Source organism: Roseobacter sp. SK209-2-6, assembly GCF_000169455.1.
Taxonomy (GTDB): domain Bacteria; phylum Pseudomonadota; class Alphaproteobacteria; order Rhodobacterales; family Rhodobacteraceae; genus Pseudophaeobacter.
Map to the genome: position 1 here is coordinate 1 of NZ_AAYC01000002.1, position 24,763 is coordinate 24,763.

General features: G+C 56.9%; 21 protein-coding genes and 1 tRNA gene. 12 read left to right on the plus strand and 10 right to left on the minus strand.

Features of this window, described 5'->3' with window-relative positions; translation table 11 throughout:
* Window positions 1-168 precede the first annotated feature (168 nt).
* Window positions 169-783 carry a TetR family transcriptional regulator C-terminal domain-containing protein gene (locus RSK20926_RS03180; RefSeq protein WP_008204356.1) on the minus strand — a complete coding sequence of 205 codons (615 nt, stop codon included), beginning with the start codon at window positions 781-783 and terminating at the stop codon, window positions 169-171.
* Between the two features lie 253 nt (window positions 784-1,036).
* Here RSK20926_RS03180 and RSK20926_RS03185 point away from each other — a divergent pair, with 253 nt between their 5' ends.
* From RSK20926_RS03185 to RSK20926_RS03225, 9 genes are all read left to right on the plus strand, one after another.
* On the plus strand, window positions 1,037-2,287 hold the full coding sequence (locus tag RSK20926_RS03185) for a Zn-dependent hydrolase (protein WP_037253656.1): 1,251 nt from the start codon (window positions 1,037-1,039) through the stop codon (window positions 2,285-2,287).
* Window positions 2,284-2,544, plus strand: a complete 261-nt coding sequence (locus RSK20926_RS03190) for a hypothetical protein (RefSeq protein ID WP_008204360.1) — start codon at window positions 2,284-2,286, stop codon at window positions 2,542-2,544. The genes RSK20926_RS03185 and RSK20926_RS03190 overlap by 4 nt, the downstream gene beginning before the upstream one ends.
* A gap of 45 nt (window positions 2,545-2,589) precedes the next feature.
* A complete protein-coding gene (gene hydA / locus RSK20926_RS03195; protein ID WP_008204362.1) occupies window positions 2,590-4,044 on the plus strand; it encodes a dihydropyrimidinase in 1,455 nt (484 codons plus the stop codon).
* A 60-nt stretch (window positions 4,045-4,104) separates the two neighbouring features.
* Window positions 4,105-4,926, plus strand: coding sequence for an ABC transporter ATP-binding protein (locus tag RSK20926_RS03200; RefSeq protein WP_008204363.1), 822 nt, complete (start codon window positions 4,105-4,107; stop codon window positions 4,924-4,926).
* Window positions 4,919-5,350, plus strand: a complete 432-nt coding sequence (locus tag RSK20926_RS03205; protein WP_037253659.1) for a GNAT family N-acetyltransferase — start codon at window positions 4,919-4,921, stop codon at window positions 5,348-5,350. Before RSK20926_RS03200 ends, RSK20926_RS03205 begins: the two co-directional genes overlap by 8 nt.
* Window positions 5,347-6,264: an ABC transporter permease gene (locus RSK20926_RS03210; RefSeq protein ID WP_008204365.1), complete on the plus strand. Its 918-nt coding sequence runs from the start codon at window positions 5,347-5,349 to the stop codon at window positions 6,262-6,264. The genes RSK20926_RS03205 and RSK20926_RS03210 overlap by 4 nt, the downstream gene beginning before the upstream one ends.
* Window positions 6,261-7,106, plus strand: a complete 846-nt coding sequence (locus tag RSK20926_RS03215; RefSeq protein ID WP_008204366.1) for an ABC transporter permease — start codon at window positions 6,261-6,263, stop codon at window positions 7,104-7,106. The genes RSK20926_RS03210 and RSK20926_RS03215 overlap by 4 nt, the downstream gene beginning before the upstream one ends.
* 219 nt (window positions 7,107-7,325) lie before the next feature.
* The gene (locus RSK20926_RS03220) at window positions 7,326-8,312 is read left to right on the plus strand and encodes an ABC transporter substrate-binding protein (RefSeq protein ID WP_008204367.1); all 987 of its coding nucleotides are present in this window, start codon (window positions 7,326-7,328) and stop codon (window positions 8,310-8,312) included.
* Window positions 8,313-8,587: 275 nt separating this feature from the next.
* Window positions 8,588-9,580, plus strand: coding sequence for a 4Fe-4S dicluster domain-containing protein (locus RSK20926_RS03225; protein ID WP_008204368.1), 993 nt, complete (start codon window positions 8,588-8,590; stop codon window positions 9,578-9,580).
* A gap of 61 nt (window positions 9,581-9,641) precedes the next feature.
* On the opposite strand, the gene RSK20926_RS03230 is transcribed toward RSK20926_RS03225, so the two are convergent.
* From RSK20926_RS03230 to RSK20926_RS03270, 9 genes are all read right to left on the minus strand, one after another.
* Window positions 9,642-10,142: a flavin reductase family protein gene (locus tag RSK20926_RS03230; protein WP_008204369.1), complete on the minus strand. Its 501-nt coding sequence runs from the start codon at window positions 10,140-10,142 to the stop codon at window positions 9,642-9,644.
* 15 nt (window positions 10,143-10,157) lie between these two features.
* Complete coding sequence (locus RSK20926_RS03235; RefSeq protein ID WP_037253661.1) at window positions 10,158-11,612, minus strand: 3'-5' exonuclease; 1,455 nt, start codon at window positions 11,610-11,612, stop codon at window positions 10,158-10,160.
* 1 nt (window position 11,613) lies between these two features.
* Window positions 11,614-12,135: a hypothetical protein gene (locus tag RSK20926_RS03240; protein WP_008204371.1), complete on the minus strand. Its 522-nt coding sequence runs from the start codon at window positions 12,133-12,135 to the stop codon at window positions 11,614-11,616.
* A gap of 72 nt (window positions 12,136-12,207) precedes the next feature.
* Window positions 12,208-14,031 (minus strand): DUF294 nucleotidyltransferase-like domain-containing protein, encoded by a 1,824-nt coding sequence (locus RSK20926_RS03245; RefSeq protein WP_008204372.1) that lies wholly within the window; start codon window positions 14,029-14,031, stop codon window positions 12,208-12,210.
* 126 nt (window positions 14,032-14,157) lie between these two features.
* Window positions 14,158-15,942: a sodium:solute symporter family protein gene (locus RSK20926_RS03250; RefSeq protein ID WP_008204373.1), complete on the minus strand. Its 1,785-nt coding sequence runs from the start codon at window positions 15,940-15,942 to the stop codon at window positions 14,158-14,160.
* A 1-nt stretch (window position 15,943) separates the two neighbouring features.
* Window positions 15,944-16,228, minus strand: a complete 285-nt coding sequence (locus tag RSK20926_RS03255; protein WP_037253663.1) for a DUF4212 domain-containing protein — start codon at window positions 16,226-16,228, stop codon at window positions 15,944-15,946.
* Window positions 16,229-16,436: 208 nt separating this feature from the next.
* Window positions 16,437-17,120, minus strand: coding sequence for an adenylate kinase (locus tag RSK20926_RS03260; protein WP_008204376.1), 684 nt, complete (start codon window positions 17,118-17,120; stop codon window positions 16,437-16,439).
* Window positions 17,121-17,124: 4 nt separating this feature from the next.
* Window positions 17,125-19,086: an acetate--CoA ligase gene (acs, locus tag RSK20926_RS03265; protein ID WP_008204378.1), complete on the minus strand. Its 1,962-nt coding sequence runs from the start codon at window positions 19,084-19,086 to the stop codon at window positions 17,125-17,127.
* 650 nt (window positions 19,087-19,736) lie between these two features.
* On the minus strand, window positions 19,737-21,161 hold the full coding sequence (locus RSK20926_RS03270) for an aldehyde dehydrogenase family protein (protein WP_008204379.1): 1,425 nt from the start codon (window positions 21,159-21,161) through the stop codon (window positions 19,737-19,739).
* Between the two features lie 509 nt (window positions 21,162-21,670).
* Here RSK20926_RS03270 and RSK20926_RS03275 point away from each other — a divergent pair.
* The 3 genes from RSK20926_RS03275 to RSK20926_RS03285 all read left to right on the plus strand — a co-directional run bounded on the left by RSK20926_RS03275 (window position 21,671) and on the right by RSK20926_RS03285 (window position 24,442).
* Window positions 21,671-23,068, plus strand: coding sequence for a DUF4856 domain-containing protein (locus RSK20926_RS03275; RefSeq protein ID WP_008204380.1), 1,398 nt, complete (start codon window positions 21,671-21,673; stop codon window positions 23,066-23,068).
* A gap of 63 nt (window positions 23,069-23,131) precedes the next feature.
* Window positions 23,132-24,121, plus strand: coding sequence for a sterol desaturase family protein (locus RSK20926_RS03280; protein ID WP_008204381.1), 990 nt, complete (start codon window positions 23,132-23,134; stop codon window positions 24,119-24,121).
* Window positions 24,122-24,367: 246 nt separating this feature from the next.
* A tRNA-Asn gene (locus tag RSK20926_RS03285) sits at window positions 24,368-24,442 on the plus strand.
* Window positions 24,443-24,763 lie beyond the last annotated feature (321 nt).

Genomic DNA, 24,763 nt, shown 5'->3' on the forward strand with positions numbered 1-24,763 from the left:
CTGGCCCAAGGCCGTTCAGGTAGGGGCGGCAAAGCTGGCCCTGCGTGCGGGCGCGGGAGGATCTGCCTTTAGGTTATTGGAAGAAAACCAATAATTGGGAGGGGCAGGAGTTTCAGGACCGCGATAGGTTGCCTTTCCTCTCCAAGGCCCTCAGCTTCTGGGGCCGGTTTACCCCTTGGGGGTCAACATGCGCCGGTACAGAGTTTCCAGGTACTCGGGAGCGGCATCAAAGGGGTCTTCCTCACCCATAAGCGTGCGCACCTGTACGTCAAAATCCGCATAATGCTGTGTCAGGGACCAGATCGAAAACAGCAAATGCTTGGGGTGTGCGCGGTTGATTTTTCCGGCATCCATCCAGCTTTGTAGCAACTGGGCCTTCTCTTCGACCAAATCCGAAAGGTCCCCGGCGATTACCTCATGTAGCCGGGGCGCCCCCTGGACAATCTCATTGGCATAGAGGCGGCTTTCGCGTGGGAAATCTCGGCTCATCTGCAGTTTGCGTTGGACATAGGCCAGGATTTCTTCCAGCGGCTCACCCTCTGGGTCAAGTGCTCGAAGGGGGTCCAGCCAGGTGCCCAAAAGCTCCGCCATCAACTCGTTGAAGATCGCTTCCTTGGAGGGGAAATAGTAAAGCAGATTGGGCTTGCTGAGCCCCGCAGCCTTTGCAATCTGATCCACAGTGGAGCCGCGAAACCCATGGGTAGAGAAGACATCCAAGGCGGCCTCCAGAATGGCTGCGCGATTCTTTTTCTGAATGCGGGTGGGCGAACGGTCTTTTGGCATTGTGAAAAAGCGATCCTATCTGGACGAATTGCTCGTGATTTGCGCGTTATGCCCCGAATTCGGGAGTTTTCGGAACCATTGTGACTCAATTTCTTGACTGGTGCCATTCCCGTGATAGCGTGAGTTTGACCAGTTGGTCAAATCCCGTGACGGCAAAGCCGACAAATGGAAGGGCCAACGCTTCAAAGCCACCTCTGGTGCCAAGCCAGGATGAACCCGCGCTTTAGACGGGATGAACAGGAAGGAAGCTGCGATGACGTCTTTGGGACAGAATCTGAAAATCAATGGGGATCGGCTGTGGGACAGCCTGATGGAGATGGCAAAAGTCGGCCCGGGTGTTGCAGGTGGCAACAACCGCCAGACCCTGACCGACGAAGACGCCGAGGGGCGCGCCCTGTTCCAGAAATGGTGCGAAGAGGCTGGCTGCGAGATGGGCCTCGATCAGATGGGCAATATGTTTGCCACCCGCCCTGGAACCGATCCTGAAGCACTGCCGGTCTATGTGGGATCGCATCTGGACACCCAGCCCACCGGCGGCAAATATGATGGGGTGCTGGGGGTGCTGGCGGGGCTGGAGCTGATCCGCTCGCTCAATGATATGGGCATCAAGACCAAGCACCCCATCGTGGCCACCAATTTCACCAATGAAGAAGGCACCCGGTATGCGCCGGCCATGCTTTCTTCCGGGGTCTTTGCGGGTATCCATACCCAGGACTGGGCTTACGACCGCGAAGATGCGGAAGGCAAGAAATTCGGTGATGAGCTGAAACGCATTGGCTGGCGCGGTGATGAGGAAGTCGGCGCGCGTAAGATGCATGCTTTCTTTGAACTGCACATTGAACAGGGCCCCATTCTGGAGGCCGAGGGCAAAGACATCGGTGTTGTCACCCATGGCCAGGGCCTCAGCTGGACCCAGGTGACGGTGACCGGAAAGGACGCCCATACCGGATCTACTCCGATGCCGATGCGCAAGAATGCAGGCCTTGCCATGGCGCGCATCCTTGAGTGCGTGGATGAAATCGCCTGGGGTCATGCCCCCCATGCGGTCGGTGCGGCCGGTCATATCGATGTGTATCCGAACTCGCGCAATGTGATCCCCGGCAAAGCAGTCTTTACCGTTGATTTCCGCAGTCCGGATCTGGACGTGATCACCGATATGGAGAAGCAGCTGCGCGAAAAGGGACAGGAGATCGCCGATGCCATGGGTGTCAGCATTGAGTTTGAGAAAGTCGGCGGCTTTGACCCCGTGGCCTTTGACGAGACTTGCGTGACTGCGGTGCGCAGCGCAGCGGAACGGCTGGGCTATTCACATCACGATATCATCTCCGGCGCAGGCCATGATGCCTGCTGGATCAACGGGGTGGCGCCGACCGCGATGGTGATGTGCCCCTGCGTTGACGGCCTCAGCCACAATGAAGCTGAAGAAATCAGCAAGGAATGGGCCGAGGCCGGCGGCAATGTTCTGTTCCACGCGGTGGTAGAGACGGCAGAGATCATTTCGTGATCCGACTGCGCGCAGGGCGTCTTGGCTTTCTTGGGGTCTTCCTTGTTCTTTCGGCCTGTTTGCAGGCGGAGACGCGGGAAGAACCGGTAGAGGCCGGTTGGAGCGGTATCTCTGATAAGGCGCGTGCTGCGCTGCCTGATCATATCGGCCCCGAGGATGTGCTGCGCGACAACACAGGCTGCTATGCGATCTTTGATCGCGGTGACAATTGGGTCCGCCCCCTGCTGAATGCAGAAGGGGACCAGATCTGCGACTAGCCCGCCAAGAGGCAAAGTCGCTTTCGAAACAGGGAGTTTTGAACCATGAGCAAAGTCATCAAGAACGGCACAATTGTGACCGCTGACCTGACTTATAAATCCGATGTCTTGATCGAAAACGGGGTTATCACCCAGATCGGTCCCAACCTGAAAGGCGATGAGGAGCTGGACGCCACCGGCTGCTACGTCATGCCCGGCGGCATCGATCCCCATACCCATCTGGAAATGCCCTTTATGGGCACCTATTCCTCGGATGATTTTGAAAGCGGCACCCGTGCGGGCCTGGCAGGCGGCACCACCATGGTGGTGGATTTTGCCCTGCCCAATCCGGGTGAGAGCTTGCTTGATGCGCTGAAGCGCTGGGACAACAAATCCACCCGTGCCAATTGCGACTATTCCTTCCACATGGCGGTGACCTGGTGGGGTGAGCAGGTCTTTGACGATATGAAGACCGTGATCGAGACCCGCGGCATCAATACTTTCAAGCACTTCATGGCCTACAAGGGCGCCTTGATGGTGAACGATGATGAGCTCTACTCCAGCTTCCAGCGCCTGGCAGAGCTGGGCGGTATCGCCATGGTCCATGCGGAGAACGGCGACGTGGTTGCCGAGCTTTCGGCGAAACTCCTGGCCGAGGGCAACAATGGACCGGAGGCCCACGCTTATTCCCGTCCGCCGCAGGTGGAGGGCGAGGCCACCAACCGTGCGATCATGATCGCTGATATGGCGGGCGTGCCGCTTTACGTGGTGCATACCTCCTGTGAGGACAGCCACGAGGCCATCCGCCGTGCGCGCATGCAGGGCAAGCGCGTCTGGGGTGAGCCGCTGATCCAGCACTTGACCTTGGATGAAAGTGAGTATTTCAACCAGGATTGGGACCACGCTGCGCGCCGGGTGATGTCGCCGCCCTTCCGCAATAAGCTGCATCAGGATAGCCTGTGGAATGGCTTGCAGTCCGGCTCTCTCTCGGTGGTGGCAACGGATCACTGCGCCTTTACCACCGAACAGAAACGCACCGGGGTGGGCGATTTCACCAAGATCCCCAATGGCACCGGCGGTCTGGAAGACCGGATGCCGATGCTTTGGACTCATGGCGTTGCAACCGGTCGGCTGACGCCGAATGAATTTGTCGCCGTGACCTCGACCAATATCGCCAAGATCCTGAACTGCTACCCGAAAAAAGGTGCAGTATTGGTTGGCGCCGATGCGGATCTGGTGGTTTGGGATCCGGAAAAGAGCAAGACCATCGCAGCCGGCACCCAGCAGAGTGCGATCGACTACAACGTCTTTGAGGGCCATGAGGTCAAAGGCCTACCGCGCTTTACCCTGACACGGGGACAGGTCGCGGTGCATGACGGTGAGATCCGCACCCAGGAAGGCCACGGCCGCTTTGTCGAGCGCGAGGCCAATGCCACGGTGAACAAGTCGCTTTCCACCTGGAAAGAGCTGACCTCCCCGCGCCCGGTAGAGCGTTCTGGCATTCCGGCAACCGGCGTTTAAAGAGAGCAGGGCTGCTGCAGCATTGCGGCGGCCCCCTCACAGTCTGAGCAAGGCAAACACATGAATACTCAAACGACCACCCAGGCCCATGCCATCGCAGATGCACCCGAGGCTGTCGTTGAAGCGAAGAACCTCGATCTGGTTTTTCCCACCAATGACGGACCGGTGCAGGCGCTGAAGGATGTGAACCTCACCATCAACAAGGGCGATTTTGTCAGCTTTATCGGCCCCTCTGGCTGCGGCAAGACCACCTTTTTGCGGGTTATGGCTGCGCTGGAGCACCCCACCGGCGGTAGCATTACCGTCAATGGCATGACCCCGGACGAGGCGCGCAGGAACCGCGCCTATGGCTATGTGTTTCAGGCGGCAGGGCTTTACCCTTGGCGCACCATTGCCAAGAACATCAAACTGCCGCTGGAGATCATGGGATACTCCAAGGCAGAGCAGGACAAGCGCGTCCAGGAGGTGCTGGAACTGGTGGAGCTTGCGGGCTTTGGCGGCAAATACCCCTGGCAGCTTTCGGGGGGCATGCAGCAACGGGCCAGCATCGCGCGGGCGCTGGCCTTTGATGCGGATATCCTCCTAATGGATGAACCCTTTGGGGCGCTGGACGAGATCGTGCGCGATCACCTCAACGAGCAACTGCTGAAGCTCTGGGCGCGCACCAACAAGACCATCGGCTTTGTCACTCATTCGATCCCCGAGGCGGTCTATCTGAGCACAAAGATTGTGGTGATGTCCCCGCGTCCGGGCCGCATTCACGATGTGATCGACAGCACCCTGCCACGCGAACGCCCCCTGGATATCCGAGACAGTCCCGAGTTCATCGAGATCGCCCATCGCGTGCGCGAAGGCCTGCGGGAAGGCCATGCGGATGACTGAAGATTCGGTTAGAAGGGCGACAGAGGCCGATATTCCTGCCATGGCTCAGATCATCTTTGATTGGGAAGAGGCGACAGAATGGATGCCAAAGACCTATAGCCTAAAGGAGTCTGAGGATTTCATTCGGGAGATCATGCCAAAACGGGAAATCTGGGTCTCGGGCGAGCCTGTCAAAGGCTATCTTTCATTTGATCCGGAAAACCAAAGAGTTGGCATGCTTTATTGCAGTGAACGCGGCAAGGGCCATGGCAAATCCCTTATGGATCGCGTGAAAAACGGACGCGGCTTTGTCTGGCTGACCACACAGGCGTGCAATCAGGCGGCGCAGAGCTTCTACAAGCGGGAAGGCTTTGCTGAGACTGGTCCGCACGCGGTAGATCTACCCAACCAGTTGCCGGAAACCCGGATGGAGTGGCGGACATGAAAAGTTTTCTAGCTGTTCTAACCGTTGTCGCCACAATCGTGGTGATCTGGTATCTCGCCTGTATCCCGATGAACATAAAAGGCGTGTTGGATGCGGCCGAACGGGCAGAGGAGCAGGTCATGCCTGCGACTGCCAAGGAACGCCGCAATGCCTCTGCCCTGGGGTTGGTGGCGAAAAACACCTTTGCCATCAACCGGGTCTGGTCGGTGGAGCGCCCGCGTCTGCCCGCACCGCATCAGGTGGCGCAGGAGCTGTGGAAGACCACCGTGCAAAAGAAGATCACCTCAAAGCGCAGCCTGATCTATCACGGCCAGGTGACGCTTTCGGCAACTCTGTTGGGCTTTGTCATCGGCACCGGGCTGGGGATCCTGCTGGCTGTGGGCATCGTGCATTCCAAGGTGATGGATATGTCGGTGATGCCTTGGGCCATCGTTAGTCAGACCATCCCGATCATCGCGCTGGCGCCGATGATCATCGTGGTGCTCTACTCGATCGGGGTGCAGGGGATCATCCCCAAGGCGATCATTTCGGCCTATCTCAGCTTCTTCCCCGTGGTGGTCGGCATGGTCAAAGGGCTGCGTAGTCCTGACGCCATGCAGTTGGATCTGCTGAAGACCTATAGCGCCTCGACCAGTCAGGGGTTCTGGAAACTGCGGCTGCCTTCTTCGATGCCCTATCTCTTTGCCTCGCTGAAGATCGGTATCGCCGCTTCCCTGGTGGGTGCCATCGTGGGGGAGCTTCCAACCGGCGCGGTTGCTGGCCTAGGTGCGCGCCTTTTGGCAGGCAGCTACTATGGGCAGACGGTGCAGATCTGGTCAGCCCTCTTCGCGGCAGCCATTCTGGCGGCTCTGCTGGTGGCGTTGCTTGGCTTTATTGAACGTAACGTGCTGCAGCGGATGGGGATGAGCGCATGACTTTGGTTCTTCTCGCAGTTCTTGCCTGGTGTGCAGGCTGGTGGATCAATAGCCGTCTGGCCAATAGTCCAGCGGCCAAGACCCGCGCGGTGCAGCTCTTGGTGCCTGTAATCTTTGGCGTGACCATTCTGGTGGTCTGGGAACTCTTGGTGCGCGGCCTTGAGGTCTCTCTGGTGATCCTGCCAGCCCCAACACTGATCGCGGAGCGTTTTGCCTCTAGCCTGCCGATCCTCTGGCAGGATTTTGCCCAGACCTTCCTCAAAGGCGCCTTGTCCGGCTACATCATGGGCTGCGGGGCAGCGTTGTTGATGGCGGTGGCGGTTGATCGCAGTGACTTTCTGCGCCGGGGACTGCTGCCGGTGGGCAATTTTGTTGCGGCCTTGCCCATTGTCGGCACCGCGCCCATTCTGGTGATGTGGTTCGGTTTTGACTGGCAGTCCAAGGCGGCAGTGGTTGTGGTAATGGTCTTCTTCCCGATGCTGGTCAATACCGTGGCTGGCCTGCGTGAGACCTCTGCCATGCAGCGCGATCTGATGCAGACATATGCGGCCAGCTATTGGCAAAGCTTCTTTAAACTGCGCCTGCCGGCGGCACTGCCCTTTATCTTCAATGGTCTGAAAATCTCCACCACCTTGGCGCTGGTCGGCGCGATCGTGGCTGAGTTCTTTGGCTCACCCACCGTGGGTATGGGCTTCAGGATCTCCACCAGTGTGGGGCAGCTTGCGCTGGATATGGTCTGGGCCGAGATCCTGGTTGCGGCCCTTGCCGGGTCGCTCTTTTATGGGGTTATCGCTCTGGTTGAGAAGAGCCTGACCTTTTGGCACCCGTCGCAACGGCGTTGATGAGACTACCCCATCCGGATCAGTTGCCGGGTGGGGAGGACCAGAGAGGCGATCTGGTCCGGTGCCTGCGCCGCCTGTGCTAAAAGCGGGCTTTCACCAAAACACGCGCCTCATGCTTGTGCAAAAGGGTAGGATGCTGAAATAAAACAAATAAAAATCTTTGATCGAAGGGTCAAATTCGCGCAAGCTTTTGTCATAACCAATAGGGAGAACATACCAATGAAACACATTTTGACAGCAGCCGCTCTGGCGCTGGGTGCAGCAGGTGCAGCACAAGCGGCAGATGATGTGAAGCTGCAGCTCAAATGGGTGACACAGGCACAGTTCGCTGGCTACTACGTGGCGCTGGACAAGGGATTCTATGAAGAAGAGGACCTGAATGTCACCATCCTGCCCGGTGGTCCGGACATCGCGCCGACCCAGGTGATCGCCGGTGGCGGTGCCGATGTGACGGTTGAATGGATGCCAGCCGCTTTGGCGGCGCGTGAAAAGGGGCTGCCGCTGGTCAATATTGCCCAGCCCTTCAAAAGCTCGGGCATGATGCTGACCTGCTGGAAAGACACCGGCATTGCAGAGCCCAAGGATCTGGCCAACCGCACCTTAGGTGTCTGGTTCTTCGGCAATGAATTCCCCTTTATGAGCTGGATGAGCCAGCTGGGCATTTCCACCGAAGCCAAGGGCGAGGCGGGTGTTGAAGTTCTGAAGCAGGGCTTTAACGTGGATCCGCTGCTGCAGCGCCAGGCCGACTGCATCTCGACCATGACCTACAACGAATACTGGCAGGTCATTGATAGCGGCGTTGGCGCTGATGAGCTGGTCACCTTCAAGTATGAAGATCAGGGGGTCGCAACCCTGGAAGACGGTCTTTATGTTCTGGAAGAGAACCTGAGTGACGCTGCCTTTGTCGGCAAGATGGAGCGCTTTGTGCGTGCCTCTATGAAGGGCTGGAAATATGCCGAAGCACATCCGGATGAGGCGGCTGAAATCGTGCTCGACAATGACGCCTCCGGTGCCCAGACCGAGGTGCACCAAAAACGCATGATGGGTGAGATTGCCAAGCTGACCGCGGGCAGCAATGGCGCCCTGGACCCTGCCGACTATGAGCGCACCGTAAAGACCCTGCTGGATGGTGGATCCTCACCGGTTATCACCAAAGCGCCGGAAGGGGCTTGGAGCCATGTGATCACAGATGCAGCACTGAAGTAAGAATACGAACTTCTAGTGTCAAAGTGAGCCGCCAAGCCTCAAAGCTTGGCGGCTTTATCGTGGCTTTCGAAAAGCTTGCGCAAAAACGAATCAGAATTGAAAATCCTTGAAGCCGAAATCTCCCAGCGTGCTACATTTGCTGTGGGAGATGTGGCATGCGGATAAGCGCAACAAAAGGCAGAGCTCAACCCAGAGACACCGAGGAAGCAAAACAACCGTTCTGCTCCGCAGAAGTGAAACGGCTATGTATCTGCGGGTGTTGTGATTTTGAAACTTTGGATGCGGCGGCGCTGACGCAGAAACGTTACCTCTCGCGTGAATGGCGGCAGCATTCGCGACGCAACTGGTCCACAGATCCCGAAAGCAGCGAGAGAGATCAGCTGGTCTTGCAACAAATTGATGAGATTTGCCGCTCCGCTGCTGTGCGTCGGCAATCGGGGGGGGAGACGCAGATCCTTATATTGCTCCTTCCCGGAGGCAAGCGCCTTTTGGGCCTGTCTACTGGGGGAGAGCCCACGGTTTTTCAAAAACTGAACGCGCTCGCCGCTTCCAATCGTGTGTTTCTGACTTTGTTGGAGATTTGTGACCCCGCGGAGCTGAGCCATCAGGAGCTGCTCTTTATGCTGACAGCTGGGTTTGACCAGGTTTGGTTACAAAGCACCAAGGTGGAAGACGAAATCTCTCCTCAGCGAAGAGAGGTTTCGCTGGCTGCCAGTTTCAGTGGGCGGGGGCGGATTTTCTTGTTTTCGGCACTGACCGGTTTGCTTTCTCAGATCACGTCTGCAGCCCCCTTGTCCCGTCGAGATCGATTTCGCGGCGGAGCAAAGGGATGTAGTTCCAAAACCGTGTGGGAGATGGTTCGCATTCTGCAACCAGAGGGTACTGACCAGGTGGTTCTTCCCAATTTTGCGCCCTATGGGCACATCCGATTGCAAGAGCAGAATTGCAATATGTGCCGGGCCTGTGTCTGGCTTTGCCCGACAGGTGCTTTGGGTCTTTCTGCGGAAGATGGCAGATTGACCCTGACCGAAAACAGCTGCGTGCAATGTGGGATTTGTGTTTCAGCCTGCTCCCAGAAGGCGCTGGATCTCACGCCGGCGCTCTCTCTACAAAAGAGCGCATTGGAAGCGAGACCTCTGAAAACTTCGATGCCCAGCGTTTGTAGTCGTCCAAGCCCCCTTCGGGACCAAACAGCCAGGCAGACCAATGAGGAAGCAGAGGAGGATGTTGACCTCATGACCTGGTCCACAGCTCAATGGGGTTTTTAGAGAGATCGCCGGACGCGCGGTTAGCGCTGGCATGCCAGGGGGAGTGCAGCTTTATCGAGAACTAGGGCTGCTCTAGAAAACCGCCATATTGCCCGCGTTTAAAGATCAAACCCTTTCCAGGTGTGGTGGTTACTGACGTGACCTCTCCCAGAATGATGGTATGATCCCCGCCTGGATAGTCGGCGAATTTCTTGCATTCAAAACGGGCAATAGCACCGGGAAGATAGGGGGTTTTCTCCGCGCTCAGATGCCAATTCACCGTGTCAAAAGCTTCGCCGTTTTTTGCAAAATGCTGAGCCATTTCGAATTGTCCTTCTGCCAGAACATGAATGGCGAAGCGTTCCGCGTTGACAAAGGTGTCATGGCGCAGCGAGCTTTGTGCCGGGCACCATAGCAGAAGCGGAGGGTCCAGCGAGACAGACGTAAAGCTGTTGACAGTAATGGCAAGGGGGCCATCCACAGTCTGCGTGGTGATAACGGTAATGCCAGTGCCAAAGCAGCCCAGGGCATCACGGTAGGCACGGTGGGAGTCCGGGCCGGGAACAAAGGTGACTTCAGGCATGTCGCGCGCCTCGTATCAGGTGGTCGCGTCTGCCTGCCATGTGCTGCCGTGATTGTCCACAGGGTTCAGGTCTTCCAGTAAACGCCCGTGTTGCCGCGTTTGCTCCAGAACCTCGTCCAAGGTTGTAAATCCACGCGCTTCCAGCATGGGCAGCATCCGCAACAGTGCTTCGGCAGTGGCCTGTGCATCCCCCATTGCCGTATGGCGCAGGGCCTCAGGAATGTTAATCTCCAGACGGTCGCAGAGCGCATCCAGAGTATGAGGGACCGAAGCGCCAAAGATCACCGCACTCAGCAAAACAGTGTCGAGAACCATATGATTCCAATCAACTCCTGAAGATTTTGCATGACGCCGCAGGAAAGCGATATCAAAGGGCGCATTATGCGCAACTAAAACGCTATCCTTGCAAAACTGGTGAAAAGCTGCCCCAGCGGTTTTTATCATTGGGGAATTGCGCACCATCTCGGTGGTTACACCATGCACCGCAGTAGAGGCCGCAGGAATGTCAAAGCCGGGGTTCACCAGAGTTTCAAAACCCTCACCATTAACCAAGCGCCCATTGACTACCCGTAGTGCCCCAATCTGAACGATCTCATCCTTGTGAGGCAGCAAGCCTGTGGTCTCGGTGTCAAAAACGGTAAAACTCAGACTCCGGAGGGGCCTTGTTCGCAGACCATTCGTTTGTGTGGCAAGCAGGTCGAAATCATAGACCAATGGGCGTGACTCTTCTGGCGCGATCTCCAAGGAGACGTCTGAAAAGACCAAGACATATCCATTGCCCGCGCCCAATGGCCGCAGACGCAGGTCAAACTGGACCTTCCGCCCGGTGGCTTTTACCTGGGTTTTGACCTCTTTGCCTGTTGCATTCATACAATCATGAGCTTTGATCAGGGCATCTTTCTCTAGGTAGTCGAAAAGGGATGCCGCAAGGCGCGGGGGAGCAACCTGCGCCAAGACAGATGCCGCCTGCATATCATAGAGAACGATCTGATGCTGCGGGCTGATCAGGGCGGTGGCGACTGGGATCTCGCTCAGCAAAGCTGTCAAGTGCTGCTTTTCTGCTTCCAACCTTTGGGTTTCGACCGCGATGCTTTCTGCCGAACGCAAAGAGGCAACCCCCAGCTCTCCGGCCAGCCCCGCAGCCGCAGGGGCTAGGTCGCCCAGGTATCGCGCAGCATCGCTGTCCATCTTGCGGGTTACACCCGCATGCGCCCGGCTGCGCATCTCTGCCGCCAGCATCTCGATGGGTTTGGCGACATGTTCGTCAAACAGGAGCCAGATGCCGGCAACCAGGCCCAGGACTAGAAAGCTGCTCAGCAGCCCGGCAAAGACAAAGGGATCAAGCGGCGTGCCTTCTGCTGCACGTTGGTAGCCACTCCACAGGGCGCCTGCAAAAACCAGCAATGTCCCCATCGCAATCAGGCAAAAGAACAAAAAGACCCTGAGACGCAGGCTGAGCCTATTCAACATGTTATCCCTCCTGGCAGGCTGCCTTTAGCAGGCTGTCCTCTTCTTCTCCCTGGATCCAATCCACCCCTTTGATCGCGCCATCTGTGGTAAAATCCGCCTCTACAGTGATCAGGGCACGGCGCCATTCTTGGCAGTCCATCGCGGCCTGAACCTGATTGACCGGGGCCCATCTGCCAAAGAAGTAAAGGGTTGTCAGCTTGGTTCCCGGATGGGAGCGGTGCTCTTGCAGGTTGAAGGTATCTATTGCCGCAAAGCGATCATAATAGGGAACCAGATAGGTCCAGGGGCGATAGAGGCTCTGGTTTTCAACCTTCTCGACCACCACAAAACCTTCAGGCAGGGCCTGGGCGTTGCGTTGATACCAACCGTATTCGGAAAAAATGGTAGCGGCGATCATGCCAAGACCGGCTGCAACCGGGGCAGACCAGCGTGGCAGCCGCCCACCTGTCACCTTGTTCAGCAACATCACCAGCCCCGCGAGGGCAATACCTGCAAAAATCACCGCGATGAGTTCTAGAAACATCGAAATCCTCGAATCTGCCTTACTGATCTATTGGTCATAGGCTCGGCACATCCGGCCTCTGACGCATTCCACCTAGCTTAGCATTCCTTTTCCGTGGCCCAGGGCCGATTGCATTGTTTTTACCACGACAAAGGCATCCCGAAGATGACTTCGCTCAAAGTCTGAGAGGCTGGAAGGGGAAAGATAGTTATCGGGCGCTTCACCGCGGCGCACCAGGGTGGCTTGATGCTCCAACCGGGTCTGCTGGATCAGGTCATAGGCATCCAAAAGGTCCTGCGCACCGCTGGGGCTTATGGCGCCCAACTCTGCGCCTGCTTCCAGCCGGGCCCTTGTGTTCGCCGCAGTGATGCCGGTTTGTAGGGCATAGATCCGGGCCAGATCCGTTACGGGAACGACCCCGTTGTGTTTTAGATCCAGAGTATTGCGGTGCTCTCCCGACCGAATGGTTGCGAAACCGCGCAGCAACCCCAAGGGAGGCGTATGTTTCAGCGCATTGGAGGCCATATGAGCGGTGAAGATCGAATTGGCACCTGCAAGCGCCAGGACTTCGGCCTGTAGCCCCTCAAACAGGCTCTTGTCGCCGCCGATGGGGCGCAGGTCGAACATGACCGAGGCCAGCATCTGTGCTTCGGGACCGGGCTTGCGGATCCACCCTTCGAAGTAGCCACGCCAAACCGACAGTCGCTGTCTCCAGCGCGGGTTGCTGGCCATCATATCCCCAGGACAAAAGACATAACCGCAGGTGTTGAGACCGTCGCAGACAAAATCCGCCAGGGCTTTGAAATAGGCTTCGTGGTCCGCCGCATAGCGATCATCCAGGATCAGGCAATTGTCTTGATCCGAAACACCGGTCTGCTCCTGACGACCCTGACTGCCGCAGGCCAACCAGAGATAGGGAACCGGGGGCGCTCCGAGAGCCTCTTCCGCCAGAGTGAGCAAACGCCGGGTGGCGGCATCTGCAATGTCAGTGATCAAACGGGTTACAACTTCGTGTCGATTTCCTGCGGCGACCAGTTGCACCAAAAGTTGCGGGATTTCCGCCGTGGCGAGGGCCATTTCGGAAGCACTGCTGGCACGGGCCACGCGGGAAACCAGTTCAGCCGAGTTGACCGCCTGAAAACGGGTCAGGTCGGTCTGGGTCACAATGCCAACAATCTCCTTGCCCTGGGTGATGGGGACATGGCCAATGTGGTGCTCCATCATCGCATGCAAGACATCAGAGCCCAGGGCTGAAGGGGGCAGGGTGATTGGCGCTTGGGTCATCACTTTTGAGACCGGGGTCGAAAAGGGCAGCCCCTCGGCCAGTAATTTCTCAGTCAGATCGCGAGTGGTCAGAATGCCCTGCAGTCCGGCATCTTCGGTGACGCAGAGGCACGAAATATGATGTTGGCGCATCAGTTGCGCGGCACTTTGGCAGGTGAGACCGGTCGAGCAGGTGACCGGATCTTTGGCCATGAAATCCGCGGCGCGGGTTGTGGTGAGGCCGCTGTATTGCGCAGGTTCCGGGCGGCGACGATCAAAAAAACGGGCAACACTGCGCTGCGCCGCCATGAGAGAGAAAAAACCCTCTTTGGGCAGGAGCAACAACAGGCAATCCTCGGTGGCCCGGGCAGAGGTGACGGCCAGTCCATCGCGGATCAGCCCGCGTTCTCCAAAGGAGTTTCGCGGGCCCAGGATAGAGACGGCCATACCGTTCTCATCCAGTACTTCGACTTCACCGCTATAGACCAGATAGAGCCCCATGAGAGGGTCCTGCAACTGGTAGATCTGCGATTGTGAGGGGAAGTCGAGCACCTCAAACTGGGGGGCCAGATCTGCAAGTACCCCTGACTCCAGGCTGTCATAGGGGTGCACCGATGAGAGGAAACGGATCAGGCCAGCAGGGGTGAGGGACATAGGGTACACCTGTCAAAATTGCACAAGGGTCTGGAATGAATGCAACCCGCCCCGGTTAGACCGGGGCGGGACGCCTGAGGAAAGGATGGCCGTTGGGGTGTATGGGCCGGTCCATCCAGGGAGGGATCAGTGATCCTGAGCCGCGCCTGCGCCGCGGGGGATGCGAACACTTTCCACCAGCTCTTCGATTTCAGCCGGGATGGCTGCACTCGATTTCGACACTGCAAAGGCCACCGCAAAGTTCACCATGGCGCCGATCGCACCAAAGGAGGTGGATTTGATGGTGCCCAGCAGAGGATCTGCATCGGTGAAGGAGTTGGTGCCCGGGATGAACAGCCAGCCCTTATGCAGGAAGATATAGATCAGGGTCACAACCAGACCCGCAACCATACCCGCTACCGCACCTTTGTTGTTCACCTTGGTAAAGATGCCCATCATCAGCGCCGGGAAGATCGAAGCCGCCGCGAGACCAAAGGCCAGAGCCACAGTCTGTGCCGCAAAACCCGGAGGGTTGAGGCCCAGGTATGTGGCAACCGCGATAGCAACAGCCATGGCGATACGGGCCGACAGCAGCTCACCTTTTTCCGAGATATTCGGATTGATCGAGCCTTTGATCAGGTCGTGGGATACCGCCGAGGAAATTGCCAGCAAGAGACCCGCAGCCGTAGAAAGCGCCGCCGCCAGGCCGCCAGCAGCCACCAGGCCGATGACCCAGCCCGGAAGGTTGGCAATCTCAGGATTGGCCAGAACCAGGATATCGCGGTTGAACTTGGTCAGTTCATTCCCGGCCCAGCCATTGGCCGCAGCAGTTTCCTGCAGCTCAGCACTCTTGTCGTTGTAGTACTGGATTGCACCGTCGCCGTTCTTGTCTTCCCAAGCCAGAAGGCCGGTTTTCTGCCAGGTGGCCATCCAGTCGTACTTTGGATCGTTTTCGATCTGCTCGACTGTGACAGCGCCGCCTTCGATGCCGCCATTCGGCCACATCATCTCGGTGATGTTGAGACGCGCCATGGCGCCAACAGCCGGAGCGGTCAGATAGAGCAGAGCGATGAAGACCAGCGCCCAGCCAGCGGACCAGCGTGCATCAGCCACTTTTGGCACGGTAAAGAAGCGCATGATAACGTGGGGCAGGCCCGCAGTACCGATCATCAGCGACAGGGTGAAGAGCACCATGTTGAAGGTGTCGGAGTGATGCGCGGTATATTCCTTGAAGCCCAGCTCGGTCACGATGGCGTCCAGTTTCGCCAAGAGCGGCTCACCGGAAGCAGCGTGATCACCAAAGAGGCCAAGTGCTGGCACCGGGTTGCCGGTCAGCTGCAGGGAGATGAAGATGGCCGGAATGGTATAGGCCATGATCAAGACGCAGTACTGTGCCACCTGAGTATAGGTCACACCCTTCATGCCGCCGAAAACCGCATAAGCAAAAACCACACAGGCACCAATCAGCAGACCCGCAGTGTTGGAGACCTCGAGGAAGCGGCCAAAGGCCACGCCAACGCCGGTCATCTGGCCGATCACGTAAGTTGTCGAGGCAACGATCAGGCAGATCACCGCCACAACCCGCGCGGTCGGGGAGTAGAACCGGTCGCCGATGAACTCGGAGACGGTGAATTTGCCGAATTTGCGCAGGTAAGGCGCCAGCAGCAGCGCCAGCAGAACATAGCCGCCGGTCCAGCCCATCAGGAAGGTGGAGTTGTCATAGCCGGTAAAGGCAATGAGGCCCGCCATCGAGATGAAGGAGGCTGCGGACATCCAGTCGGCCGCGGTGGCCATGCCGTTGGTGACGGGGTGAACACCCCGACCGGCTGCATAGAATTCAGATGTGGAACCCGCGCGGGCCCAGATCGCGATGCCGATGTAGAGCGCGAAGGATGCGCCCACAAACAGCAGGTTGATGGTAAACTGATCCATCTTATTCTTCCTCCACGCCGTATTCGCGGTCCAGCTTGTTCATGCGGAAGGCGTAGAAAAAGATCAGGCCCAGAAAGACCAGGATCGATCCCTGCTGGGCAAACCAAAAGCCCAGATCAGTGCCGCCAACTGTGATGCCCGACAGAAGCGGGCGCAGCAGGATGCCAAATCCAAATGAAACGACAGCCCAAATCACCAGGCTGACAAGAATGATACGTACATTTGCAGCCCAATAGCCCTTGTCGGCCTCGGCTACCTCTGCAGCATTTGTGGTACGGTCCGCCATGGCGGCTCCTCCTTCTTCCTCCAACACCTGATTGAGGGGTCAATCAGGCAAAAGCTCTCCCTTTGCCTGCGCCGCCTTTTTCAAGTGAAAGGCGATCCTCAGGCATGGCTCCGCCGGACCGCTGACCTGATGTCAGTGGGGGAGGGCGGGTCTTTCCGGTTTTTGAAGTGGGATCCGGCAGAGCGGGCCGGATCCCTGGAAATGGGTCTTAGCCCGTAACGCTGGTCACGATCTTGGCAAGTCCTTTCGAGATATCCCCGATGTCGCCCATTGCGTCGATCTTCTGCAGCGCATCTTTGCTGTCATAGTAGGCGATCAGCGGGGCAGTCTGTTCGTGGTAGGCAGCCAGACGGCTGGCTACGGTTTCTGCATTGTCGTCGGCGCGGCGGGTCATCTCTGTGCCGCCGCATTTGTCGCATTTGCCCTCTACCGCGGGCTGTTTGAAGCTGTCGTGATAGCCCTCACCGCAGCCGGCACAGGTGTAGCGGCCAGAGATCCGTGTCACCATGGCGCTATCATCCACTTCCAGGCTGATAGCGGCGTTGATCTTCTGTCCGGTTTCCGCCAGCAGCACGTCCAGCGCCTCTGCCTGCACCGTGGTGCGCGGGAAGCCGTCCAGGATCACGCCCTTGGCGCAGTCCGGTTCCGTCAGGCGGTCGCGCAGGATATTGATTACGATCTCATCCGAGACGAGGCCACCGGCCTCCATCACCGCTTTGGCGGCTTTGCCGGCCTCGGTGCCCGCAGCAACCGCCGCGCGAAGGAGGTCGCCGGTGGAAAGCTGCACCAGGCCAAACTCCTGTTCCAGAACGCGGGCCTGGGTGCCCTTCCCGGCGCCGGGCGGGCCGAGAAGGATCAGAACGGCAGGGCGGGTCATTACATCTGTTGTCATACCCTTATCCCTTGTTGGCGCGGTTTTCGATCAGGTCTTCGACCACCGAAGGATCCGCCAAGGTTGAGGTGTCACCCAAACTGCCAAAGTCATTTTCAGCAATCTTGCGCAGGATACGGCGCATGATTTTGCCGGAACGGGTCTTGGGCAGGCCAGGCGCCCATTGGATCACATCAGGAGAAGCAATCGGGCCGATCTCGGTCCGGACCCAGGTGCGCAGCTCTTTCAACAGCTCATCCGAGGGTTCCCGGTCATTCATCAGGGTGACATAGCAATAGATGCCCTGGCCCTTGATCTCATGCGGGTAGCCCACAACGGCGGCCTCGGCCACAGCAGCGTGCGCCACCAGGGCGCTTTCGACTTCTGCGGTGCCCATGCGGTGACCAGAGACATTGATCACGTCATCGACGCGGCCGGTGATCCAGTAGTCCCCGTCGGCGTCGCGCTTACAGCCGTCACCGGTGAAGTAATAGCCTTTGTAATCGGCAAAATAGGTCTTCTGGAAACGCTCATGATCGCCCCAGACGGTGCGCATCTGACCGGGCCAGCTGTCCTTGATGCAGAGAACACCCTCGACATCATTGCCTTCGATCTCAACACCGCTGGTTGGATCCAGAACCACCGGCTGAATGCCAAAGAAAGGCTTCATCGCAGAGCCGGGCTTCATTGCATGGGCGCCGGGCAGCGGCGTCATCAGATGGCCGCCGGTCTCGGTCTGCCACCAGGTGTCGACGATGGGGCATTTGCCGCCGCCAACAACCTCGTTGTACCAGTTCCAGGCTTCGGGGTTGATCGGTTCACCAACGGTGCCAAGGGTGCGCAGATCGGAGAGATCGCATTTCTCGACCCATTCGTTGCCCTGACCCATCAAGGCGCGCAGCGCGGTGGGGGCCGTGTAGAACTGGTTCACCTTGTGCTTTTCGCAGACCTGCCAGAAGCGCGAGGCATCGGGATAGGTCGGAACACCTTCGAACATCAGCGTGGTGGCGCCATTGGCGAGCGGCCCATAGACGATATAGCTGTGGCCGGTGACCCAGCCCACATCCGCAGTACACCAGTAGATATCACCATCATGGTAATCAAAGGTGATCTCATGGGTCATCGCCGCATAGGTCAGATAGCCGCCAGAGGAATGCACAACACCCTTGGGCTGACCAGTTGAGCCAGAGGTATAGAGGATGAACAGCGGATCTTCGGCGTTCATCTCTGCCGGGGCGCAGTAGTCATTCGCCTCCAGAGCCATCTCGTTATAATCGTAGTCGCGCCCGTCAACCCAGGTGGTCTGACCGCCAGTGCGTTTGACCACCAGGCATTTCACCGTGTCCTTGGTGTGCAGCAGGGCGGCATCCGCATTGGATTTCAGCGGTGTCTTGCGGCCACCGCGCGGGGCCTCATCCGCGGTGATTACCACTTTGGCGTCGCAGCCGTTGATCCGGGCCGCCAGCGCATCAGGGGAAAAGCCTGCAAAAACGATGGAGTGGATGGCGCCGATGCGGGCACAGGCCAGCATGGCATAGGCCGCTTCGGGGATCATCGGCAGATAGATCACCACCCGATCGCCTTTGCGCACGCCCATCTCTTCCAGGATATTGGCCATGCGGCAGGTGCGGCGGTGCAGCTCCTTATAAGAGATATGCTGCGCGGCCTCGTTCGGATCATCCGGCTCCCAGATGATGGCGGTCTGGTCGCCACGGGTTTCCAAATGGCGATCAATGCAATTGGCAGAGACATTCAGCGTGCCATCCGCATACCAATTGATGGAGACTTCACCAAAATTGTAGTTCACATCCTTCACCTGGGTGAAGGGCTTGATCCAGTCAATGCGCTGACCCTGCTCGCGCCAGAACCCTTCCGGGTCTTCCAGCGAAGCGGAATACATCTGTTGATACTTGGCACTGTCAACGTGAGCGCGGGCAACGGTTTCGTCTGATGGCGGATATGTCCGGCCTTCGGGCTGCGGTGTCATGCAGGTCTCCTCCCAATAGTCTTATCAGTTTGACACACCACAACTGGTGGGCGTGACTGTCAAACCGTTTCCTTCCTCAGCGCTGATCATAGGGAAAATTGCAAATTTGTGAATAACAGACCGAAAAATAACGATTTGCTTGTAAATGAATTTCCGAACCTGTTCTGATTTTGAAAAGTTTTGCAAGATACTGCCCTGGAAATCCTTTTTTTTATGAGGTTTGAGAGTCAACGTATTCTCTACCCAGTTTTACGGATTTTACAGAATTTCACATGGCTAGGCAGGTGCCACCCTGCAGGGGTTGGCGGTACTGCTGCGGCATTTTGGACATGTGAGCGTAAACAGGGAACGGGATTTAACCACTCTCTGCTTTGGCGCTGCCTGGAAAGCGTTCAGGATTGAGCATTCCGAGCAGAGTAGGAGATCTCTCTACCAGGTCCTCCGGGCGCGCCTGAAACCTGGCCCAAAGGGTGAGACCCTGCCCAAGGAAAGTCCCTGTCATCTGCTACTCAGAAACAGGGGCGCGAGGGTTGAGGCGCGTCCGTTTTCTATCTTAGACCTTGGTTGCGATGCGTGAACCATGAAGCGGCAGGGGCCAATCAGACGGGCTTTATTCCTGGCCTGATTGGCCCTGGGCCCTCTCTGCTGAGTCAGCCAAAATGCAGGGTCTTTACTTCCAGATAGTCTTCCAGCCCCATGTGCCCCCCTTCGCGTCCGTTGCCGGATTGCTTGTAGCCGCCAAAGGGAGAGCCATAGTTGAAGCCGCCGCCGTTGATATGCACAGCACCAGCCCTGAGGCGAGCGGCGACGCGTTCGGCGCGTGCAGCGTCACCGGTTTGCAGATAGGCTGCCAGCCCATAGGGAGTGTCATTGGCGATATCGATGGCTTCTTCCTCTGTATCGAAGGGGATCACCACCAGAACCGGACCAAAGATCTCTTCCTGGGCAATTGCCATCTGGTTGTGCACATCGGCAAAGATGGTGGATTTGCAGAACCAGCCGGTTTCAAAGCCTTCAGGCTTGCCCAGGCCTCCGCTGAGCAGACGCGCGCCTTCGTCCAGGCCGGTCTGGATTTTCTCCTGTACGCGCTCATACTGGATGCGATCAAAGAGAGGGCCGATGTGGTCGCCTTCTTCTGCGGGGTTGCCAACAGCGATACCATCAGCGGTGGCCTTGGCGATTTCCAGTGCCTGATCATAACAGCTGCGCTCCACCAGCAGGCGTGTTGGGGCATCGCAAGACTGGCCAGTGTTATACATCACCTCATGAACAGAGCCCGCCACGCGTTCTTCCAGATCGCAATCGGCAAAGACCAGATTTGGGGATTTCCCACCAAGCTCCAAGGTAACCCGTTTGACCGTATCTGCCGCATCTTTGGTGATGGCGCTGCCTGCACGGGTGGAGCCGGTAAAGGACATCATCTGAATGTCAGGGTGGCGTGACATCGCGGAGCCGACAGAGAGGCCATCACCATAGACTAGATTGAAGACACCAGCAGGATAGCCAGCCTCATGGATGATCTCAGCATAAATGGCAGCCGACATAGGGGTGTGCTCTGAAGGTTTCAGGATGCAGCAACAGCCAGTGGCGAGAGCTGGCACCACCTTGAGCGCAATCTGGTTCATTGGCCAGTTCCATGGGGTGATCAGCCCGCAAATGCCAATAGGCTCACGCAGCAGGATATCGCCATTGGCCAGAGTTTCGCGTGTTGGGAGTTCTTTCATCGCGGCGATGAAACCTTCCAGGTGACCAATTGCGGCATCGGCCTGGGCGTCACGTGCCATGGTGATTGGCGCTCCCATCTCCTGGCTCATTGCCTGGGCCAGATCCTCCTGGCGTGCTTTGGTAACTTCCAGCAGACGATCAAGCAGGGCAAGACGCTCTCCCTGCGAGGTTTGCGAGAAGCTTTCAAAAGCGGACTTGGCGGCCGTTACCGCACGATCGACATCTGCGGCCCCACCCATGGCTAGAGTGCCAATCTGCGTTTCAGTCGCCGGGTTCAGAATTGGCATGCTGGAAGAGGAAGTGGGGGTAACCCATTCACCACCAATGTAAAATTTATCCAGGTTCCGCATGGTTTTCCCTTTCGGTTCAAAGCGTAGTCAGCCTGTTCTTTGGCAGGCAGGATTCTTGTCTCATCGGGGCTGCCCAAGTTTAATGAGAGCCGAATTCAAAGACAGAAGCCAGTAGGATAATTGGGGCAAAACCGGGAAGACTGCGGAAATCGTCAAGGCGTTTGTCAAAGGCGTCACAAGAGCACCGGAGGGTGCTTTGGTAGGGCGATTGGGGTGTGGCGATAGGGTGAATTTCCAGAGAGGCGATTTTGAAGTCCGAGCGGGTTCGAATTGGATTTGATTCTCTTGCTGCCCTGTCTTTCCGGTGCCCGAAACGCGGCTGCGAGATCCGTCTATGGGGATCTGGGGGGCGCGCAAATGTAAGATAGCTGATTTTTTTAGTCAAAAATCAACAGCCAAGCCTCGAAGCTGGGGATTCTCCCTTGACATTGCAGACCTAAATATGAGTTTTTCCCTCAGGATCTAATTCTTGATAAAAATAATCAAGAGTGACAAGGGACAAAACAGAGATGAAATCACTCAAGCTTACAACCTGCCTGGTTGCCACAATGATGTTCGCTGGCACCGCCTACGCTGTTGAAACTTATGGACCTTTCCCGGTCACCGTTTTGGGATACGACGGCGAAAAAGAAAACTCTGTCTCTTACAGCGGGCAAATTGCGCGCCATGTTCTGCATGACAGCTTGAAAAAACTGGCTGGCAAAGGCAATGGTGGCGCCAATGCCGCCGAGCTGGAAGCCCAGATGCTGAGCTACTTCAACGGCTCCGAGACCGACCTGCCGATCATTGCCCCCGCCTCCAAAGATGGCGTTCCTGTAAAACAGACAATGCTGAACGAGATTTCTGCGGGCAAGAACATCGCCGGCAAATTCTACGACGGTTCAATGCCTGCCTGGCCTGGCGAGATGACAGGCAAGGAAGTGATCCTGCACATGATCTCCCACGCGGCCAAGGCTGATGGCGGCTATGATGCGGTAAACGGCTATGACTATGCGCAGCTGATCTCCAAATTCACTATGGGTGCGATGCCTTACAGCCAGGCCGTCGATAACTACCTGGATGAAAAACTGGGTGAAGGTGTCAAGCCGAATGGCCAAGCCTATAAAACTGGCGCCTATTACACCGGCAAAGAGCATGTCTGGGATGAGGCATTTGGCTATTTTGGGGCAGCGAGCCACAGCATGCGCCTGAGTGCCGAAGACAACTACAACGTCGCCAAGCTGCGTGACCTGGGGTCTGCGGATCTTAATGGCGACGGTGTGATCGACCTCAAAACCGAATATGTCTTTGGGCCGGCCTATTATGCTGCTGGTGCCGATAAATCCGGTAAAACCGCCTATATGGAAACCATGATGGGGGCCTTTATCGAAGGTCGTGCGCTGATCACCGGGGCGAATGGTCAAAACCTGACCGACCAAGAACGCGCCAAACTGCAGAGCCACGCCAAGACCATCGCGGACAATTGGGAACTGGTTCTGGCCGAGGCCACCTTTAAGTATGCTGGCTCTGTATACAAAGATATCTCTGCGATTACAGCAGCTTCCAGCGAAGAAGAGCAGGCGAAAGCCTTCCGCAAATATGTAAAGCACTGGGGTGAGCTGAAGGGCTTTGCCATGGCGATGCAAAGCGGCAAAAACGATCTGGGCAAAACCGCTGTCCACCTGAACCGCTTGATCGGTTTTGGTCCGGTCACGCTGGATGGAACCTTTGTCAGCGGCCTGGATGCGGATGGCAATTTTGTCAAAGAGCGTAAGATGTCCTGGAACAGCTATCAGCTGCATATGCTGCGCGTTCAGGAACTACTGGCAAAGAACTTTGCGATTGAAGCACGCGCCAACGATGCCACCGCAGAGCTCGCGGGCCTGCTAGAAAGCCTGAGCGGTGACGGCGGAGCCGAAACCGACTAAATTCAACACATTGGTAGCGCCGCCTTCTGGCGCTACCTCTCCTGCCTTGTTGAGGCCCGGCCCGTGGAATTTCTAGAGCAGCTCCCGGCACTATTTTCCGATTTTGCCAACCCAAAGAAGCGGATCTTCTTTGGGTATCTTGCTTTGTCGGTGCTGATTGCGCTGGGGTGGCTCACGCTGGTACGCAAGACCTCCATCGCAGAGGCACTGCGTCGGATCTTTGATCGTCGCGTTTTCTTTTCCGGCTCCGCAATTGCCGATTACAAGATCTTTGTGATCAACAGGATTTTCACCTTTTTCATCTCACCAATGCTGCTCAGTCAGGTGGCGATTGCCACTGGGATCTATTTCTTTCTGCACAGTCTGGATTTCTTGAACCCTGCGGCATTTACCGGGGTAAATCAGGCCACTGTTGTGGTGCTGTTCACCCTCACGCTTTTCTTGTTCGATGATTTCTCCAAGTATCTGGTGCATCGCTGGATGCATCGCTTCCCGGTGCTTTGGGCTTTGCATAGGGTGCATCATTCAGCGACGGAACTGACACCGGTAACGGTCTACCGGGTTCATCCCCTGGAGGGGGTGCTTTACACGCTGCGCGGTGTCGTTGTGCAGGGGGTTACTATCCCGACATTCTACTACCTCTTTGGCAGTGCAGTCAGTCTTTACACCGTGGTTGGTGTGAATGTGCTGGTGTTTATCTTTCACGTGAGCGGATCGAACCTGCGCCACACCCATATCAGCATCAGCTATTGGCCCTGGTTGGAACATCTGTTGATTTCACCAGCGCAGCATCAGCTGCACCATTCCGTGGCTGAGCGGCACTTTGACAAAAATTTTGGCGCCGCCTTGGCGATCTGGGACTGGATGTTCCACTCGCTGCATCTCTCCAGCGGGGAAGGGGAGTTGGTCTTTGGTCTGGATGCCTCCGAGGGGAGTTCCGCATCCAGTCTCAAAACCTTATACCTGCAGCCCTTCCACGATATTTTCAGAATCCTTCGCAGGAGAGTTCGCGGGTTTTATGGTCTTGCTCAGCGCCTTATGACGCGCGTTTGAACCCGCAGAATGCCGACAGCCGAAGGAAGCGCTTTGCAGAGTTGAGACACTGGTCAACCCTTCGCCGCTGAAAAACTGCCAATTCTCTCAGGCGGAGATTCCTCTGGAATGCTATGGGCTTGGCCTCTTTGTGCGATGTATCAAGCTTTGCGCCATGAAGCTTTTGAGGGGAGAGTGAAAAAAAATCGATCTGGTTGATTTTTCCTCTGGACCTGCCTCGAGGCCAAAGCTATACCGCCCCCACATTCCGGCGTAGCTCAGCGGTAGAGCAGTTGACTGTTAATCAATTGGTCGTAGGTTCGATCCCTACCGCCGGAGCCATGAAAAGCCCTTAAGTCGTAAAGACTTGAGGGATTTTTTGGTTAGTGCGACAAGTGTTCTAACTTTTGTGCACTGGTGCAGTGAACCTACCCAAAGTCGGCAATCGTAGCCAACTGAGGCAAACTCTATCGACCTGCAGGTTCTAGAGAAAGCTCCGGGCCCGCATCGCCATGGGCCAATGCATCTCAGTAGTCCTACCATTCATCAAATCTTGTAAGCATAGGCAGTTTGCTGCAGCAAAGTCTGACCTTCGCAGCAAGAGAACCTTAAACCAGGGTCGAACAAATAGATCGCGGATAACAACAGATTTAATTGCGACTG

Bases quoted from the DNA above. Each gene is read 5' to 3' on its own strand.
- RSK20926_RS03180 (WP_008204356.1), bottom strand. From the start codon at position 783: ATGCCAAAAGACCGTTCGCCCACCCGCATTCAGAAAAAGAATCGCGCA.
- RSK20926_RS03185 (WP_037253656.1), top strand. From the start codon at position 1,037: ATGACGTCTTTGGGACAGAATCTGAAAATCAATGGGGATCGGCTGTGG.
- hydA (WP_008204362.1), top strand. From the start codon at position 2,590: ATGAGCAAAGTCATCAAGAACGGCACAATTGTGACCGCTGACCTGACT.
- RSK20926_RS03200 (WP_008204363.1), top strand. From the start codon at position 4,105: ATGAATACTCAAACGACCACCCAGGCCCATGCCATCGCAGATGCACCC.
- RSK20926_RS03205 (WP_037253659.1), top strand. From the start codon at position 4,919: ATGACTGAAGATTCGGTTAGAAGGGCGACAGAGGCCGATATTCCTGCC.
- RSK20926_RS03210 (WP_008204365.1), top strand. From the start codon at position 5,347: ATGAAAAGTTTTCTAGCTGTTCTAACCGTTGTCGCCACAATCGTGGTG.
- RSK20926_RS03215 (WP_008204366.1), top strand. From the start codon at position 6,261: ATGACTTTGGTTCTTCTCGCAGTTCTTGCCTGGTGTGCAGGCTGGTGG.
- RSK20926_RS03220 (WP_008204367.1), top strand. From the start codon at position 7,326: ATGAAACACATTTTGACAGCAGCCGCTCTGGCGCTGGGTGCAGCAGGT.
- RSK20926_RS03230 (WP_008204369.1), bottom strand. From the start codon at position 10,142: ATGCCTGAAGTCACCTTTGTTCCCGGCCCGGACTCCCACCGTGCCTAC.
- RSK20926_RS03235 (WP_037253661.1), bottom strand. From the start codon at position 11,612: ATGTTGAATAGGCTCAGCCTGCGTCTCAGGGTCTTTTTGTTCTTTTGC.
- RSK20926_RS03240 (WP_008204371.1), bottom strand. From the start codon at position 12,135: ATGTTTCTAGAACTCATCGCGGTGATTTTTGCAGGTATTGCCCTCGCG.
- RSK20926_RS03245 (WP_008204372.1), bottom strand. From the start codon at position 14,031: ATGTCCCTCACCCCTGCTGGCCTGATCCGTTTCCTCTCATCGGTGCAC.
- RSK20926_RS03250 (WP_008204373.1), bottom strand. From the start codon at position 15,942: ATGGATCAGTTTACCATCAACCTGCTGTTTGTGGGCGCATCCTTCGCG.
- RSK20926_RS03255 (WP_037253663.1), bottom strand. From the start codon at position 16,228: ATGGCGGACCGTACCACAAATGCTGCAGAGGTAGCCGAGGCCGACAAG.
- RSK20926_RS03260 (WP_008204376.1), bottom strand. From the start codon at position 17,120: ATGACAACAGATGTAATGACCCGCCCTGCCGTTCTGATCCTTCTCGGC.
- acs (WP_008204378.1), bottom strand. From the start codon at position 19,086: ATGACACCGCAGCCCGAAGGCCGGACATATCCGCCATCAGACGAAACC.
- RSK20926_RS03270 (WP_008204379.1), bottom strand. From the start codon at position 21,161: ATGCGGAACCTGGATAAATTTTACATTGGTGGTGAATGGGTTACCCCC.
- RSK20926_RS03275 (WP_008204380.1), top strand. From the start codon at position 21,671: ATGAAATCACTCAAGCTTACAACCTGCCTGGTTGCCACAATGATGTTC.